The following is a 17,385-nucleotide window of genomic DNA, read 5'->3' on the forward strand; positions in this document are numbered from 1 at the left end:
CGGCCCCCGTATGTGTCACCGGGGGCCGGCCTTGTCGAACTATACCGGCCGGGAGGCTGGGCTCAGGCGCGTCGAGGGGGCAACCGACGCACAGGAAAGTGGCCTCCCGGCCGGGCAGCAAGGCTCACTCGGCCGCAAGCGGCGCGATATGAGCCTCGCCGTGCTGCCGCAGCGGGCGGTTGCCCGCCAGGCGCCGCAACAGCACGTAGAAGACGGGCGTGAGGAACAGCCCGAAGAAGGTGACGCCGATCATGCCGGCGAACACGGCGATGCCCATGGCATGGCGCATTTCGGCGCCGGCGCCGGTGGAGAGCACCAGCGGCAGCACGCCCATGATGAAGGCGAAGGACGTCATCAGGATCGGCCGCAGGCGCAGGCGGCTGGCCTCGATCGCCGCCTCCACCGGGTTGCGGCCCATGAATTCCAGCTCGCGGGCGAATTCCACGATCAGGATCGCGTTCTTCGCCGACAGGCCGACCAGCACGACGAGGCCGATCTGGGTGAAGATGTTGTTGTCACCCCCGCCCAGCCAGACGCCATACAGCGCCGCCCCCAGGCCCATCGGCACGATCAGGATGATCGCGATCGGCAGGGTCAGGCTCTCATACTGGGCGGCCAGCACCAGGAAGACGAGCAGCAGCGCCAGCGGGAAGACGAGGTAGGACGAGTCGCCGGCCAGGATCTCCTGATAGGTGAGGTCGGTCCATTCATAGTCGAAGCCCGGCGGCAGCACCTCGGCCGCGATCCGCGCCGCCGCCTCCTGCGCCTGGCCCGAGGAATAGCCGGGCGCCGGCGAGGCGTTGAAATCGGCGGTGAGGAAGCCGTTATAGCGCTGGGCGCGTTCCGGCCCTGCGGTGGTCTCCACCCGCAGCAGCGCCGAGAGCGGGATCATCTCGCCGCTATTGGAGCGCACCTTCAGCTTGCCGATGTCCTCCGGCCGGGCGCGGAACGGCGCGTCGGCCTGCGCCCGCACCGAGTAGGTACGGCCGAACTTGTTGAAGTCGTTGACATAGAGCGAACCGAGATAGACCTGCAGCGTCTCGAACACCGACTGGATCGGCACGCCGAGCTGGCGGGCCTTGGTGCGGTCCACATCGGTGAAGATCTGCGGCACGTTGATCTGGTAGGTGGTGAACTGGCCGGTGAGTTCCGGCGCCGCCATGGCCTTGGCCATGAAGGCGTTGGTCACGTCGTTCAGCGCCTCGTAGCCCTGGCCTGAGCGGTCCTCCAGCTGCATTTTGAAGCCGCCGACGACGCCGAGGCCCTGCACCGGCGGGGGCGGGAACATGGCGATGAAGGCGCCCTTGATCACCCCGTATTTCTGGTTCAGCGCCCCGGCAATGGCGCCGGCGGAGAGTTCCGGGCTCTGCCGGTCCTCGAACGGGTCGAGCACCGAGAACACGATGCCGGCATTGGACGAGTTGGAGAAGCCGGCGATCGAGAGCCCGGGGAAGGCCACGGCGTTGGAAACGCCGGGCTGGGCCAGGGTGATCTCGGTCATCTGGCGGATCACCTCTTCCGTGCGGTCGAGGGTGGCGCCGTCCGGCAGCTGGGCGAAGCCGACGAGATACTGCTTGTCCTGCGCCGGCACGAAGCCGGGCGGCACCGCCTGGAACAGCCACCAGGTGGCGCCCAGCATCACGGCATAGAACACCATGACGAGGCTCTTGACCTTCAGCGTGCCGCGCACGCCGCTGCCATAGCCGCGCGAGCCGCGCGCGAACACCCAGTTGAAGCCGCGGAAGAACCAGCCGAACAGGAAGTTGATCACGCGCTGCAGCGCGTCCGGCGGGGTGTCGTGGCCGCGCAGCAGCAGCGCCGCCAGCGCCGGCGACAGGGTGAGCGAGTTGACCGCCGAGATGACGGTCGAGATGGCCACCGTGAGGGCGAACTGCCGGTAGAACTGGCCGGACAGGCCGGAGATGAAGGCCAGCGGCACGAACACCGCCACCAGCACCAAAGCGATGGCGATGATCGGCCCGGACACCTCGCTCATCGCCTGATAGGCGGCGGCGCGCGGGGTCAGGCCGTTCTCGATGTTTCGCTCGACATTCTCCACCACCACGATGGCGTCGTCGACGACGATGCCGATGGCGAGCACCAGCCCGAACAGGCTCAGCGCGTTGATCGAGAAGCCGAAGATGTACATCACCGCGAAGGTGCCGACGATCGACACCGGCACGGCGAGCAGCGGGATGATCGAGGCCCGCCAGGTTTGCAGGAACACCACGACGACGATCACGACGAGCGCCACCGCCTCGAACAGCGTGTGAATGACGGCGTCGATCGAGGCGTCGACGAAGCGGGTGGTGTCGTAGACGATGTCGAAGTCGACGCCTTCCGGCATCGTCTTCTTCACTTCCGCCATGGTGGCGCGCACATTCTCGGCGATTTCCAGCGCGTTGGAGCCCGGCGCCTGGAACACGCCGAGGCCGACCGCCTGCTTGTTGTCGAGCAGTGAGCGCAGCGCGTAGTCGGCGGCGCCGAGTTCGAGCCGGGCCACATCGCGCAGGCGCACGATCTGACCGGTCTCGCCTGTTTTCACGACGATGTCGCCGAATTCCTCCTCGGTCTCCAGCCGGCCCCGCGCATTGATGGTGAGTTGCAGGTCGACACCGGCCTGCGAGGGCGAGGCGCCGACGATGCCGGCAGCGGCCTGCACGTTCTGGGCGCGGATTTCGTTGACGACATCGCCGGCGGAAAGCCCGTGCTCGGCGATCCGCTGCGGGTCGAGCCAGACGCGCATGGAATAGTCGCCGCCGCCGAAGATCTCGATCTGGCCGACGCCGCCGATGCGGGCCAGCCGGTCCTTCACGTTCAGCACCGCATAGTTGCGCAGATAGGTGATGTCGTAGCGGTCATTGGGGGAGATGAGATGCACCACCATGAGGAAGGTGGGTGAGCTCTTCGCCGTGGTGATGCCGAGCGCGCGCACCTCTTCCGGCAGGCGCGGCTCGGCCTGGCCGACGCGGTTCTGCACCAGCTGGGTCGCCTTGTCCGGGTCGGTGCCGAGCTTGAAGGTGACGGTCAGCGTCATCACGCCGTCGGTGGTCGCCTGCGAGGACATGTAGAGCATGTCCTCGACGCCGTTGATGGCTTCCTCGATCGGGGTGGCCACCGTGGCGGCGATCACCTTCGGGCTGGCGCCGGGATAGGTGGCGCGCACAATCACCTGCGGCGGCACCACTTCCGGATATTCCGAGATCGGCATCACCCGCAGGGCCAGCAGCCCCGCGAGGAAGATCAGCACGGAGAGGACGCCGGCGAAAATCGGCCGGTCAATGAAGAATTTGGACAGATTCATAGCGTCCTCCCCCAAGGAGGCAGAGCGTCGGGGCTGCGATCAGCGCGCGGCGACGGAGGTGGTCGGGTCCGTCGCGGGCGCGGCGGATGCGGTTTCCATGGGCACGACCTCGGGCGCGACGACGGCGCCGGGGCGCACGCGCTGCAGGCCGTTGACGACGATGCGCTCGCCTTCCTTCAGTCCTTCGGTGATGACGCGCAGCCCGTCGGCCGGCGGGCCGAGCGTGACCTTGCGCCAGACGGCCTTGTTGTCGTCGCCGACCACGAAGACGAACTTCTTGTCCTGGTCGGTGCCGATGGCGCGCTCGTTCACCGCCAGCGCCGGCTCGGTCTTGGCGCGGCCCATCTTCACCCGGGCGAACTGGCCCGGCACGAGCCGGCCATTCGCATTATCGAACACCGCGCGCAGGCGGAAGGTGCCGGTGGCGGCGTCGACCTGGTTGTCGACCAGCTGGAGATGGCCGCGCACCGTGCGTCCGACCGTCGTGGCGGTGGTGATCTCGACCGGGATCTGGTCGATCTCGGTCAGCGCCAGATCGTGATCGCCCACCGAGGCCAGCGCTTCGGCGACGGCGTTCTCGTCGGCGTCGAAGCTGACATAGATCGGGTTGACCGAGACAAGGCTGGTCAGCACCGGCGAGGAGGCGCCGGCCGCCACCAGATTGCCGACCGTCACCTCGATCCGCCCGACCCGCCCGTCCACCGGGGCACGCACCTCGGTGTAGCCGAGATCGAGCTTGGCGGTCTGCACGGCGGCATCGGCCGCGCGCAGATTCGCCTCCGCCTCGCGGAAGGCATTGGTGCGCTGGTCGAGATCGCGCACCGAAACGGTGCGGTTGTCGACCAGCTGCTTGCCGCGCTCCAGCTCGCTGCGGGTGAGTTCCACCCGGGCGGCGGCGGCCTCGCTCAGCGATTCCGCCCGGGTCACCGCCGCCTGGAACGGGGCGGGGTCGATGGTGACGAGCAGGTCGCCCTGCTTCACCAGCGCGCCTTCGCGGAAGTGGATCTTCTCCACCGCGCCAGCCACGCGCGAGCGGACCTCCACCTCCTCCACCGCGCGCAGGCGGCCGGAGAACTCGTCCCACTTCATGGTGTCGCGCACCTTCAGCACCGCGACCTCCACCGGCATGGCCGGCGGGGCGGCGGCTTCCGCCGGGGCGGGATCGGTGGCGAGTGCCGTGGAGCTCGGCCAGGAAACGAACACCGCGCCGGTCGTGGCCAGCATGGCAAGCGTCAGGGCGAGCCCGGCCTCACGCCAGCCGCGCGCGGTCTTCAGGCGGGGGGCGCGGGGTGCTGTATCGTGGGCGGTGACGGCGTGCGCGATGTCTGTGCGCGCGGCATCGGTGCCGATTGTTTTGTCACTCATGACGAATCTCCCGGCCCTCAGGCCCGAACGGTGCGAACAGGTGCGGCGGAATTCTCCGCCAGGAAGGTGCTGAACAGGTCCCGCAGGACCGCTTCCCACAGCGGGGCAGCCTCGATGGCTTCGTCCATGCTCTGGTTCGAGCAGTTCGTGCCTTCGAGCATGTGGCATTCGACGGTGACGCCGCCCTCGCGCAGGCGCTTGCCATAGGCAAGGCTCTCGTCGCGGATCGGGCAGTCATCGGTGGTGACGATGAGGGCGGGGGCGACCCCGCCGAGCCGGCGCGAACCGAGCGGCGCCGCATAAGGATGGGCGGCGCGGTCGGCGCTGCCGAGATAACGGTGCCAGCCATCGGCCCATTTGCACCCCGACGCCCCGGCCGAGGCGGCGTGGATGGAGCCCGAGCAGAGGTTGGGATCGACCATGGGCGAGAGCAGGATCTGCCCGGCCAGCGGCGGGGCCTGCTGGTCGCGGGCCATCAGGCTGAGGGCGGTGGCGAGATTGGCGCCGGCTTCCTCGCCGGCCACGAACAGCCGCGCGCCGCGCCCCGCCCAGGTCGCCCGCTCGGCATAAAGCCGGCCGAGCGCCTTGAACGACACGTTAAGCGCCGCCGGAAAAGGATGTTCGGGCGCCAGCGGGTAGTCGATCGACACCACCACCGCGCCGGCCTGCGCCATGATCTGGCAGACCTTGGCGCTGCAATCGAGGTCGCCATCGGTGAAGCAGCCGCCATGCAGGTGCAGCACCAGCGGGGTCGGGCGCAGGGGCGTGGCGGGGCGATAGATCCGCGCCGGTAGCGCGGTTCCCTCGATCTCCAGCCGGTCCTCGGTCCATGATGCTGTCATGACGCCCACCATCGGGTTGCCGGCGCGGCCCGCCACCCGATTCTGCCGATGCATTGTGTTGCAGTGCGGTGGAAGCTAATCCCCTCCGGCTCTCGAAAAAATAGCCGTTCTGCGATAACATTATTCACGTATGGAAATAATCGGACGGTAGAAATGGACCAGATTGCCGCGATGCGGGCCTTTTCCCGCGTGGTCGAGGCCGGCAGTTTCAGCCGCGCCGCCGATCTTCTCGACATGCCCAAGCCCACCGTTACCAAGCTGATCCAGCAGCTGGAGGCTCATCTGCGCACCAAGCTGCTCAACCGCTCGACCCGCCGGGTGGCGGTGACGCCGGACGGCGCCGCCTATTATGAGCGCGCGGTGGCGCTGCTGACCGATCTCGACGAACTGGACGGCTCGATGGCGCGCTCGCAGGCGACGCCCTCGGGGCGGCTGCGGGTGGATGTGCCGTCCTCGCTGGCGCTCTATGCCCTCATCCCGGCGCTGCCGGATTTCTTCGCCCGCCACCCCGACATCCAGCTCGATCTCGGCGTCACCGACCGCACGGTCGACCTGCTGGCGGAAAATGTCGACTGCGCCATTCGCGGCGGCGATCTGATGGACCCGACGCTGATCGCCCGCCGCATCGGCGAGGTGCGGCTGATGCACTATGCTGCCCCAGCCTATATCAAGCGCCACGGCATGCCCGAACATCCCCGTGACCTGCACCAGGGCCACCGCGTCATCGGCTATTTCAACGCCCGCACCGGCCGGCCGGCATCGTTCGACATGGTGCGCAGCGAGGAGAGCTTTGAGCTTCACCTGCCCTATGCGATGGCGACGAATGATTCCACCGCCTATCTCGCCGCCGGCCTCGCCGGGCTCGGCATCACCCAGACCATCGAGCCGATGGTGGGGCCCTATCTGGAATCGGGCGCGCTGGTACGGGTGCTGCCAGACTGGCACGCCGGCCCCATCGTGCTGCATGTGGTCTACGCCCCGAACCGGCATCTGAGCAGCCGGCTGCGGGTCTTTGTCGACTGGGTGGCGGAACTGTTCGGCTCCGGCGGCGCCTATCGCCACGCCGCCGCCTCGCTGATGCTGGCCGCCGGCCCGCGCGACTGATCTAGTGCGTCATGCCGAGGAACTGCTGCAACTCTGGTGTCTTCGGATTTGAGAACACCTCCTCCGGCTTGCCGATCTCGTGCACCCGGCCCTGATGCATGAACACGACGCGCGAGCACACGTCGCGGGCAAAGCGCATCTCATGCGTCACCATCAGCAGCGTCATGCCCTCGCCGGCGAGTTCCTTCACCACCGCCAGCACCTCGCTCACCAGCTCGGGGTCGAGCGCGGAGGTGATCTCGTCGCACAAGAGGGCGATGGGCTGCATGGCGAGCGCCCGGGCGATGGCGACGCGCTGCTGCTGGCCGCCGGAGAGCTGGTCCGGGTAGGCGTCGAATTTGTGGCCGAGCCCGACACGCTCCAGCATCGTCTTCGCCATTGCCTCGGCTTCCGCCTTCGGCGTCTTCTTCACCACCATCTGCGAGAGCATGACATTGCGCCCCGCCGTGAGGTGGGGAAACAGGTTGAACTGCTGGAAGATCATCCCGACCTTCAGCCGCAGCGCCTTCAGGTGCAGCTCGTCCGGCAGCAATTGCGCCCCGGCGACCGAGATCGAGCCCTCGTCGATGTTCTCCAGCCCGTTGATGCAGCGCAGCAGGGTGGATTTGCCCGAGCCCGAGCGGCCGATGATGGCGATCACCTCGCCGGGCGCGACGTCGATATTGATGCCCTTCAGCACTTCGTTGTCGCCGAAGCGCTTCTTCACCTCAGTGATTTCGATGAGCGACATTGAGCTTCCTCTCAAGGATCTGGGAAGACTTGGACAGCGGCCAGCACAGGCAGAAATAGATCAGCGCGACGAGCCCATAGACGGTGAAAGGCTCGAAGGTGGCATTGGTGACGACGGTGCCGGCCTTGGAGAGCTCGACGAAGCCGATGATCGAGGTCAGCGCCGTGCCTTTCACCACCTGCACCGAAAAGCCCACCGTCGGCGGCACGGCGATGCGCAGCGCCTGCGGCAGGATGACGTGGCGCATCTGCTGGACATAGCCCATGCCGAGGCTGGAGGAGGCCTCCCACTGGCCGCGCGCGATCGCCTCGACGCAGCCGCGCCAGATCTCGGTGAGGAACGCCGCCGACCACAGGATCAGCGCCACCGCCGCTGCCAGCCAGGCCGGCACGTCGATGCCGAACAGGCCGAGGCCGAAAAAGGCGAGGAACAGCTGCATCAGCAGCGGCGTGCCCTGGAACAGCTCGACATAGGCCTTGACGAAGGTGGGGCCGATCCGCCCGCTGCCGATGCGGGCGAACAGCAGCGCCGCGCCCACCAGCCCGCCGCCGATGAAGGAGACGAGCGAGAGGAGCACGGTCCAGCGCGCCGCCAGCAGCAGGTTGCGCAGAATGTCCCAGGTGGTGAATTCATCCATGTTCGCCTCCCTCACCGTGCCGTGCGTCGCGGGAACAGGGTCCAGCCGAGCCCGCGCAGCGCCTGCCGCAGCCCGATGGCGAGGGCGAGATAGATCAGCGTCGCGACGAAATAGGCCTCGAAGGCGCGGAAGGTGCGCGACTGGATGAAGTTCGCCGCGAAGGTCAAATCCTCCGCCGCGATCTGCGACACCGCCGCCGAACCCAGCATGACGATGACGATTTGCGACGACAGCGCCGGCCAGATGCGCTGCAGCGCCGGGATCAGCACCACATGCCGGAAGGTCTGGATCCGGCTCATGCCGAGGCTCGCGCCGGCCTCGAACTGCCCGCTGGGCGTCGCCTGGATGCCGGCGCGGATGATCTCGCAGCCATAGGCGCCGAGATTGATCACCATGGCGAGATTGGCCGCCTCCAGCTCGCCCATCCGCACGCCGAGCGCCGGCAGGCCGAAGAAGATGAAGAACAGCTGGATCAGGAACGGCGTGTTGCGGATCAACTCGACATAGCCGGCCACGAAGGGCCGCAGCCCGCGCGGCCCCAGCGCCCGCGCCCAGGCGCAGACGATGCCCAGCATCACGCCGAGCACCCCGCCGACCAGCGTGAGCTCGACGGTGATGCCGATGCCCTTCACGAGAACCGGCCAGTAGACGAGCAGCCAGCCATACTCGAACGTGTAGTTCATGCCCGTGAACTCCCGCTGATGAGGGGGAAGGGAAGAGACTGTCAGAGGCACGGCGGAGTGCGGGGGCCTGCGTGCGTCGAGACGCGGGGCGAGCCCCGCTTCGCGGCATGACGGCGGTTGAAAGCGTTCAGACCGTCGTCATCCCCAGGGTGCCCGGCGTTAGCCGGGCCTCGAAGGACGCAGGCGGTCGCCGTCACCGCCCACAAATCCCGCTCTCACAGCTCCGCCGGCAGCTTGGCGCCGAGCCACTTCTGCGAGATGGCGTCGAGCGCGCCGTCCTTCTTCGCGCCGGCGATGATCTCGTTCACCTTGGCGAGCAGTGCCGGCTCGTTCTTGTTGAGGCCGATGAAGCAGGGCGAGTTCTTGATCAGGAACTTGATTTCCGGCTTCTTCGGCGGGTTGCGGGCGAGGATGGCGGCGGCGACCACATTGCCGGTGGCGATCAGTTCGACCTGGCCGGACAGGAAGGCCGAGATGGTGCCGTTATTGTCCTCGTAGCGCTTGATGGTGAGGTCGGCCGGGGCGATCTTGGTCAGCTCCAGGTCTTCCACCGCGCCGCGGGTGACGCCCACCGTCTTGCCGGCGAGGCCGGCCGCATCCTTCACCGCGACATCCGCCGGGCCGAACACGCCGTTGAAGAAGGGCGCATAGGCGGTGGTGAAGTCGATCACCTTCTCGCGCTCGGCGTTCTTGCCCAGCGAGGAGATGACGAGGTCGACCTTGTTGGTCTGGAGATAGGGGATGCGGTTGGCGCTGGTGACGGGCACCAGCTCCAGCTTCACGCCGAGCTTGCCGGCGATCAGCTTGGCCATGTCGACATCATAGCCCTTGGGCTCCATGTCGGCGCCGACCGTGCCGAAGGGCGGAAAATCCTGCGGCACGGCGATGCGGATCACCTTGTCCTTCTCGATGGTGGCGAGCGCATCGGCGGCAGCGGGCAGGGGCATCTGGGTGGCGGCCAGCAGGGCGCCGGCGGCGAAAGCGATGAGGTGGCGGCGGTTCATGCGGTCAATCCTCCTTGGTGGCCGGATGGCCGTGGGAATGGGAATGGTCGTGCGGATGGTCGTGGGTATGCGGCACGGAAGGGGCATTGCCGGCGAAGGCCGCCGGCGAGAGCAGGGCGCGCAGCCCGGCCAGCGGGTCGGGCTTGGCGGTAAGGTCCAGCCCCGCCTCGACCTTGCCGATATGCTCATCCATCAGCCGGGCGGCGTGGGCGAGGTCGCCCGCCTCCATGGCGGCGACGATGTCCTCATGGTCGTGGCTGGATTCCTCGGCTTTCTCGGTCGGCTGGTAGAGCATCGAGATCAGCGTGGTGCGGGCGGTGAGGTCGCGGATGATCTCGGTCAGCATCCGGTTGCCCAGCGCGTCGGCGAGATGGATGTGGAAATCGCCGAGCAGGCACGCGCGCGAGTGCACATCCCCCGCGCCGATCGCGTCGCGCTCCATGGCGACATGCTCTTTCAGGCTTTTCAGCACGTCGGGCGGCACCTCGCGGAGCGAGTGCAGCAGCCCGGTCTCGATGACGCGGCGGGTCTGGAACGCCTCGCGCGCCTCCTCCGCCGAGGGCTCGACCACGTACCAGCCGCGCCGGGCGCTCACCTGCACCACGCCGCGCGTCTCCAGCCGCATCATCGCCTCGCGCACGCGGGTGCGGGAAACGCCGAACAGGTCGGCAAGCTTCTGCTCGCCGAGCCGCGTGCCCGGATTGATGCGGCCGGCGAGGATGGCGGAAAGAATCGCTTCCTCGATATTGGCGGTGGCTGGGTTCATCAGGCTGGGCCCGCACGCTTGGCGACAATCTTGTATACAAGCCTGTAAGCAATGCCCGTGCCAAAGGGGCGAGGGGCGCGCGACAGGAGCTGCCCCGCACCCGCCGCCCTCATCCCCGGGCTTGACCCGGGGACCCAGAGACGCGGCCGCAAGGTCTGGGTGGCCGGGTCAAGCCCGGCCATGAGGAGGGTCGAACAACTGTTCCAAGGGCCTGCCGTCCGCGTCGATCCGAGACCCCGACGTCCCTCATCCCCGGGCTTGACCCGGGGACCCAGCCGCCAGCTCTGGCTGGCCGGGTCAGGCCCGGCCATGAGGAGGATCGAACGCTGTCCCCGCACGATCTGCCGCTTCCGCAGTCAGTGTGCCGCTGCAATGAGCGACAGCGCGCTGCCTACTCCGCCGCGGCCCTCGCATGGCCGAGCCGGGCGGCGAGGGTGTCGACCAGTTGTTCGGCCGCTTCGGCGATCACCGTGCCTGGGGGATAGATCGCTTCGGCGCCGGCGGCGCGCACCGCCTCGTAATCCTGCGGCGGCACCACGCCGCCCACCACCACCATGATGTCCGGCCGCCCCTGCGCCGCCAGCGCAGCCTTCACCTGCGGCACCAGCGTGAGGTGCCCGGCGGCGAGCGAGGAGATGCCGATCACGTGCACATCGTTCTCCACCGCCTGCCGGGCGGCCTCCTCCGGCGTGGCGAAGAGCGGGCCGATATCGACATCGAAGCCGAGATCGGCGAAGGCGGAGGCGATCACCTTCTGCCCTCGGTCATGCCCGTCCTGCCCGACCTTGGCGACCAGCAGGCGCGGGCGCCGGCCTTCTTCCTGCGCGAACGCCTCGACGCGGGCGCGCACGCGCTCCACCTTGTCGGCCATCGCTCCCGCCTCCCTGCGATAAATGCCCGAGACGGCGCGGATATCCGCCCGGTGCCGGCCGAAGACGCGCTCCAGCGCGTCGGAAATCTCGCCCACCGTCGCCTTGGCCCGCGCCGCATCGATGGCGAGCGCCAGCAGATTGGCATTTTCCCGCGCGCCATTCTCCAGCGCCGTCAGCGCGCCGGCCACGGCCTGCGGGTCGCGCTCGGCCTTCAGCCGCGCCAACTTGTCGAGTTGGGCGGCGCGCACCGCCGAATTGTCGACCCGCAGCACGTCGAGCGGCGTCTCGCGCTCCGGGCGGTATTTGTTGACACCGACCACGGTCTGCGCGCCGGAATCGATCCGCGCCTGCGTGGTGGCGGCGGCTTCCTCGATGCGCAGCTTGGGAATGCCGGCCTCGATCGCCTTGGCCATGCCGCCCAGTTCCTCCACCTCGGCAATGTGGGCGAGCGCCTTTTCGGCGAGGTCAGCGGTCAGCTTTTCCACGAAGAACGAGCCGCCCCAGGGGTCGATGGCGCGGGTGGTGCCGCTTTCCTGCTGCAGCAGGATCTGCGTGTTGCGGGCGATGCGGGCGGAGAAATCGGTGGGCAGCGCCAGCGCCTCATCAAGCGCATTGGTGTGCAGCGACTGGGTGTGGCCCTGGGTGGCGGCCATCGCCTCCACCATGGTCCGCATCACATTGTTGAACGGGTCCTGCGCCGTCAGGCTCCAGCCGGAGGTTTGCGAATGGGTGCGCAGCGGCAGCGATTTCGGGCTCTTCGCGCCGAGATCGCGCATCAGCTTGGCCCAGATCAGCCGTGCGGCGCGCAGCTTGGCCACTTCCATGAAGAAGTTCATGCCGATCGCCCAGAAGAACGACAGGCGCGGCGCGAAGGCGTCGATCGGCAGCCCCGCCGCCGCGCCGGCGCGCACATAGTCGACCCCGTCCGCCAGCGTATAGGCGAGCTCCAGATCCTGCGTCGCCCCGGCTTCCTGCATGTGGTAGCCGGAAATCGAGATCGAGTTGAAGCGCGGCATATGCGCGGAGGTGAAGGCGAAGATGTCGGAGATGATCCGCATCGAGGGCGTCGGCGGGTAGATATAGGTGTTGCGGACCATGAACTCCTTGAGGATGTCGTTCTGGATGGTGCCGGAGAGCTTTTCCGGCGCAACGCCCTGTTCCTCGGCCGCCACCACATAGAGCGCGAGGATCGGCAGCACCGCCCCGTTCATGGTCATCGACACGCTCATCTGGTCGAGCGGAATGCCGGAGAACAGCGTGCGCATGTCGTAGATCGAGTCGATCGCCACCCCGGCCATGCCGACATCGCCGGCGACGCGCGGGTGGTCGCTGTCATAGCCGCGATGGGTGGCGAGATCGAAGGCCACCGACAGCCCCTTCTGCCCGGCCGCGAGGTTGCGACGGTAGAAGGCGTTGGAATCCTCCGCCGTGGAGAAGCCGGCATATTGCCGGATGGTCCAGGGCTGGGTGGCGTACATGGTGGGGTAGGGCCCGCGCAGATAAGGCGCGATGCCGGGAAAGCTGTCGACGAAGCCAAGCCCGGCCAGGTCGTCCGGCCCAAAGGCCGGCTTCACCAAAATGCCTTCCGGCGTGGTCCAGCTCTGCGCCGAGGCGGCGGGCAGGGGCGGGCGCGGCTTCTGCCACTCCCGCGCGGAAAAGTCGGGAATGGCGCTCATCGCCGGGCCTCCCCATCAATGGGCGGCAGGGCTAGGCCCGGCGCGCCACGAAGGAACCGGTGCAGTTCTTCACAGGCGATTCCCATTTGCCGGTCGCCACATCGCCGCGCACCACGCCCTTGGCCGAGAGCGTCTCGTTGCCGCGCACCACGCGGATGGTGATCGCGCCCAGCGCGCTCACCGAGCCGCTGGCATCCACTGGCCAGGCGCCGGCATAGCTGATCTGGCCGTCCTCGACCGCCAGCCTGAATTCCAGCCGCTTGTCGCACGGCCCCGAGATCGGCTCGGCCGACACCTCCCAGATGCCGTCGTGCAGGCTCAGTGCGGCCAGTTCCTGCGCCGTTGCCGGCGGTATCAGCAGCGCCCCCCAAAGCGCCGCGCCGCAGGTGGCGCGTTTCCACCCGTGATTCAGCGTTTTCATGGTCTGTCCCTAGGTTGATGGCGGCATGAGAGCCACCCCTGGGGCAACGGATGGCCGGGCTCATGGTTCCACCCCTACGGCAATGCCGAGTGCCGCCTGCGCACCCTCAAGGAAGGCGACGAGATCGATCCCCGTGAAGAGAAAGCCATCAATGCCGGCGGCGCGCTGGGCGGGTTCATCCTCGCCCGCCTTGCCGGCAAGATACACCCGCAGCGCGCCCGCCGCCTTCAGCGCGGCGGCGGCCTCGATGGCGGAGGCGGCATAGAGCGCATCGGAGGAGCACAGGCAGGCGAGCCGGGCGCCGGAGGCGCGGAACGCCTGGACCAGCGTGGCCGTGTCGGTGAATCCGTCATTCCCGGGCGCTTCGATCCCTCCGGCCTCGAAGGCGGCGCGGGCGAAGCCGGCGCGGGCGGTGAAGTCTGCCGCCGTACCGAGATTGGCCAGGAACACACGCGGTGCCGCCGCCGCCGCCGCCGCCGCCGCCGCGCGCAACCGCTCGAACGGCTCGGCAAGCCGCTCGCCCTTCAACGGCTCGCACATCAGCGCGCCCTCGGCCGGCGAAAGCGCGGCGCGGCGGCGGGCGGGGGCGATCACGGTGGGTACCGCCGCGCCGAGCAGCGGAAATTCCGAGGTGCCGGTGAGCGGCAGGCGGCGGGTGGCGATGTCCCTCAATCGCGCCGCCCGGGCCGCGCCGAGCCGCGCCTGCCAGGCACCGGATTCGAGGGCTTCCACCATGCCGCCCTCGCGCTCGATCTGGCGGAAGAGTTCCCACGCGGCGGCCGCCAGCTTTTCCGTCCGCTCCTCGATGGCGCCCGCCCCGGCACCGGGATCGGCGACGCGGTGCAGGTTGGATTCCTCCATCAGGATGAGCTGGGTGTTGCGCGCCAGCCGCCGCGCTTCCGCCTCCGGCAGGCCGAGCGCCTGCGTGAAGGGCAGCACGCTCACGCTGTCCGCCCCGCCTACCCCGGCGGCGAAGGCGGCGAGGGTGCCGCGCAGCAGGTTCACATGCGGGTCGTGCCGGGTGAGGCTGCGCCACGCGGTTTCCATGTGCAGCGCGACCGGAGAAGGCGCGAGCCCGCAGGCTTCCAGCACGTTCTGCCAGAGCAGCCGGAAGGCGCGCGGCTTGGCCTGGGTGCCGAACTGGTCGACATCGGCGGTCAGCGTCACCTCGATGCTGCGCGCCGCCTCATCGAGCGGCAGGCCGGCCGCCTCCAGCGCCCGCAGATAGGCCAGACCGGTGGCGAGCACGGCGGCGAGTTCCTGCGCGTCGGTGGCGCCGGCGCCATGGTGCAGCCGCCCATCCGCCCGCACCATCGGCGCGGTGAGCCCACGCCCGCGCAGCGCCGTCACCGTCTGGCCGAGCCGGGCGGCGAGCGTGCCCCAGTCGATCGGCGCAGCGCCGCGCGCGGCGAAATCGCCGATCGGATCGAGCCCGAAGCGCAGGTCGAGCGCGGCGGGGTCGGTGTTCTCGAACAGCCGGGCCAGCGCGAGGGCGATGTCGCGGCCCTGAAAACCGCCGGCCTCCACCCGCAGCGTCGCCATCTCGGGCATCAGCCCCTCCAGCGTCGCCGCCAGTTCCTCGAACCGCGCCGGCAGGCCGAAGCCGCCGGCATAGGGCGAGGCGGCGAAGACCAGCGACACCCCGTCGGCGCCGCCATTGAGATCTTCCAGCATCTGCGCATTGGCGGTGGCGGGGTCGTCATGGTCGAGCCGGGCGATCACTTTCCACGGCGCCCCGGCCGGGCGGCCGGCGATGGGGGCGGCGTCGCGCCGCCGCTCGGGCAGCGCGTCGAGGCTGAAACCGTCAGGCGTGCGGGTCAGCATCCGCTTGTCGTAAGGCGCGCCCTTCAGCACGCTCTCGACCAGCGCCAGCCAGTCCGCGCGCGTCGCGGGCGGAAAACTGTCGAGATCGAGCGCCGGCTGGTCCATTTCCCCTCCTCAGGCGAAATCGAGGATGACGGCGTCGACGGCGAGGCTGTCGCCGGCCTTGGCGTGCACCCGGGCGATGGTGGCGTCGCGCTCGGCGCGCAGCACATTCTCCATCTTCATCGCCTCGACCACGGCCAGCGTCTCGCCCGCCTTCACCTCCTGCCCCTCGCTCACCGCGATGGAGACGACGAGCCCCGGCATCGGGCAGAGCAGGTGCTTGCCGCTGCCGGCCTGTTCCTTCACCGGCATCAGCGCCGCGAGTTCCGCCTCGCGCCTGGTGTAGACAATGGCCTCCACCGCGATGCCGCGATGGGCCAGCGCCACGCCATTGAGGCGCGGGCGCACCTGCACGGCAAGCGCTTCCTCGTCGAACACGCCGCTCCACACCGGCTCGCCCGGCTGCCAGCCCGAGCGCAGCTCATGGGTGGAGAGCGGCCGGCCGGCCGCATCGAGGAAGCTGACGATGAAGCCGCCCGCCGCGCGGTCCACTTCGCAGGCGAGCGTCAAGCCGCCGAGCTGCACCACGCGCTGATGCTCGAACACGACCGGCCGCCCGGCGAGCTGGCCGGAAATCTTCCGCTTCCGCGCATTGCCGACATTGTCGATGACAGCCGCCACCGCTGCCAGCGTGCGGGCGAGCTTGTCGCTCGGCGCGGTGGCGTGGAAGCCGTCCGGGTATTCCTCGGCGATGAAGCCGGTGGAGAGCCGCCCGGCGCGCCAGCGCTCATGCGTCATCAGCGCCGAGAGGAAGGGGATGTTGTGCTGGATGCCGTCTATGGCGAAAGCGTCCAGCGCATCCGCCTGCGCCTCGATCGCCGCCGCGCGCGTCGGGGCGTGGGTGATCAGCTTGGCGATCATCGGGTCGTAATAGAGCGAGATTTCCCCGCCCTCGAACACGCCGGTGTCGTTGCGCACGGTGATGCCCTCGCTCACCCCTTCCGCCGGGGGACGATAGCGGGTGAGGCGGCCGATCGAGGGCAGGAAGCCGCGATAGGGGTCCTCGGCATAGACGCGGCTCTCCACCGCCCAGCCGTTCAGCGTCACGTCGGCCTGCGTGAGCGTCAGCGCCTCGCCCGCCGCGACGCGGATCATCTGCTCGACCAGATCGATGCCGGTGATCAGCTCGGTGACGGGATGTTCCACCTGCAGGCGGGTGTTCATCTCCAGAAAGTAGAACGACTTGTCCTGCCCGGCGACGAATTCCACCGTGCCGGCGCTGTCGTAATTGACCGCCTTTGCCAGCGCCACCGCCTGCGCGCCCATAAGGGCGCGGGTCTCGGCGTCCAGCAGCGGCGAGGGGGCTTCCTCGACCACCTTCTGGTTGCGGCGCTGGATCGAGCATTCGCGCTCGCCCAGATGGATGACATTGCCGTGCTTGTCGCCGAGCACCTGAATCTCGATATGGCGCGGCTGGACGATAAACTTCTCGACGAACACCCGGTCGTCGCCGAAGGAGGACTTGGCCTCCGAACGGGCGCGGTCGAACCCTTCCTGCACCTCGTCGCGGGAATGGGCGATCCGCATGCCCTTGCCGCCGCCGCCGGCCGAGGCCTTGATCATCACGGGATAGCCGATCTCGTCGGCGATGCGGGCGGCGTGGTCGGCATCCTCGATCACGCCGAGATAGCCCGGCACGGTGGAGACATTGGCCGCCGCCGCGGCCTTCTTCGATTCGATCTTGTCGCCCATCGCTTCGATGGCGCCGGGGTTGGGGCCGATGAAGACCAGCTCCGCCGCCTTCAGCGCCTGCGCGAAACTCGCCCGCTCGGACAGGAAGCCATAGCCGGGGTGGATCGCCTCCGCCCCGGTCTGCTTTGCCGCCGCGATGATCTTTTCCGCGTCGAGATAGGACTGCGCGGCGGGGGCGGGGCCGATGTGCACGGCTTCGTCCGCCATCGCCACATGCAGCGCGTCCCGGTCGGCGTCGGAATAGACCGCGACGGTGGCAATGCCCATGCGCCGGGCGGTCTTGATGACCCGGCAGGCGATCTCGCCACGGTTGGCGATGAGGATCTTGGAGAACATGGGCGTTCCTGACCGTTCGCTTTCGTG

13 protein-coding genes are annotated in these 17,385 nt (G+C 68.7%); 1 reads left to right on the top strand and 12 read right to left on the bottom strand.

Annotated elements, in window-relative coordinates; translation table 11 throughout:
• Window positions 1-124: 124 nt before the first annotated feature.
• The 3 genes from A3M1_RS0114030 to A3M1_RS25075 all read right to left on the bottom strand — a co-directional run bounded on the left by A3M1_RS0114030 (window position 125) and on the right by A3M1_RS25075 (window position 5,511).
• Window positions 125-3,304, bottom strand: a complete 3,180-nt coding sequence (locus tag A3M1_RS0114030) for an efflux RND transporter permease subunit (protein ID WP_018389614.1) — start codon at window positions 3,302-3,304, stop codon at window positions 125-127.
• 39 nt (window positions 3,305-3,343) lie between these two features.
• Entirely contained in the window at window positions 3,344-4,528 is a 1,185-nt protein-coding gene (locus A3M1_RS0114035; protein ID WP_371258784.1) for an efflux RND transporter periplasmic adaptor subunit, read from the bottom strand.
• A gap of 158 nt (window positions 4,529-4,686) precedes the next feature.
• On the bottom strand, window positions 4,687-5,511 hold the full coding sequence (locus tag A3M1_RS25075; RefSeq protein WP_245261676.1) for an alpha/beta hydrolase: 825 nt from the start codon (window positions 5,509-5,511) through the stop codon (window positions 4,687-4,689).
• Window positions 5,512-5,664: 153 nt separating this feature from the next.
• On the opposite strand from A3M1_RS25075, the gene A3M1_RS0114045 reads away from it, so the two are divergent.
• Window positions 5,665-6,615: a LysR family transcriptional regulator gene (locus A3M1_RS0114045; RefSeq protein WP_018389617.1), complete on the top strand. Its 951-nt coding sequence runs from the start codon at window positions 5,665-5,667 to the stop codon at window positions 6,613-6,615.
• Window position 6,616: 1 nt separating this feature from the next.
• Here the strand turns inward: A3M1_RS0114045 and A3M1_RS0114050 are convergent, their stop codons facing one another.
• The 9 genes from A3M1_RS0114050 to A3M1_RS0114090 form a co-directional block, all read right to left on the bottom strand.
• On the bottom strand, window positions 6,617-7,345 hold the full coding sequence (locus A3M1_RS0114050; protein WP_018389618.1) for an amino acid ABC transporter ATP-binding protein: 729 nt from the start codon (window positions 7,343-7,345) through the stop codon (window positions 6,617-6,619).
• Window positions 7,323-7,982, bottom strand: coding sequence for an amino acid ABC transporter permease (locus A3M1_RS0114055; RefSeq protein ID WP_018389619.1), 660 nt, complete (start codon window positions 7,980-7,982; stop codon window positions 7,323-7,325). Before A3M1_RS0114055 ends, A3M1_RS0114050 begins: the two co-directional genes overlap by 23 nt.
• A gap of 11 nt (window positions 7,983-7,993) precedes the next feature.
• Window positions 7,994-8,665, bottom strand: a complete 672-nt coding sequence (locus A3M1_RS0114060; protein ID WP_018389620.1) for an amino acid ABC transporter permease — start codon at window positions 8,663-8,665, stop codon at window positions 7,994-7,996.
• A gap of 215 nt (window positions 8,666-8,880) precedes the next feature.
• Complete coding sequence (locus tag A3M1_RS0114065; RefSeq protein WP_018389621.1) at window positions 8,881-9,669, bottom strand: transporter substrate-binding domain-containing protein; 789 nt, start codon at window positions 9,667-9,669, stop codon at window positions 8,881-8,883.
• Between the two features lie 4 nt (window positions 9,670-9,673).
• Window positions 9,674-10,435, bottom strand: a complete 762-nt coding sequence (locus A3M1_RS0114070; protein WP_018389622.1) for a GntR family transcriptional regulator — start codon at window positions 10,433-10,435, stop codon at window positions 9,674-9,676.
• A gap of 391 nt (window positions 10,436-10,826) precedes the next feature.
• Window positions 10,827-12,983, bottom strand: a complete 2,157-nt coding sequence (gene scpA / locus A3M1_RS0114075; protein ID WP_018389624.1) for a methylmalonyl-CoA mutase — start codon at window positions 12,981-12,983, stop codon at window positions 10,827-10,829.
• Window positions 12,984-13,014: 31 nt separating this feature from the next.
• Entirely contained in the window at window positions 13,015-13,404 is a 390-nt protein-coding gene (locus A3M1_RS0114080; RefSeq protein WP_018389625.1) for a hypothetical protein, read from the bottom strand.
• Window positions 13,405-13,464: 60 nt separating this feature from the next.
• Window positions 13,465-15,333, bottom strand: a complete 1,869-nt coding sequence (locus tag A3M1_RS0114085; RefSeq protein WP_018389626.1) for a methylmalonyl-CoA mutase family protein — start codon at window positions 15,331-15,333, stop codon at window positions 13,465-13,467.
• A 9-nt stretch (window positions 15,334-15,342) separates the two neighbouring features.
• Entirely contained in the window at window positions 15,343-17,358 is a 2,016-nt protein-coding gene (locus tag A3M1_RS0114090; protein WP_018389627.1) for an acetyl/propionyl/methylcrotonyl-CoA carboxylase subunit alpha, read from the bottom strand.
• Between the last annotated feature and the right edge of the window lie 27 nt (window positions 17,359-17,385).

It is taken from the genome of Ancylobacter sp. FA202, from assembly GCF_000380205.1.
GTDB lineage: Bacteria > Pseudomonadota > Alphaproteobacteria > Rhizobiales > Xanthobacteraceae > Ancylobacter.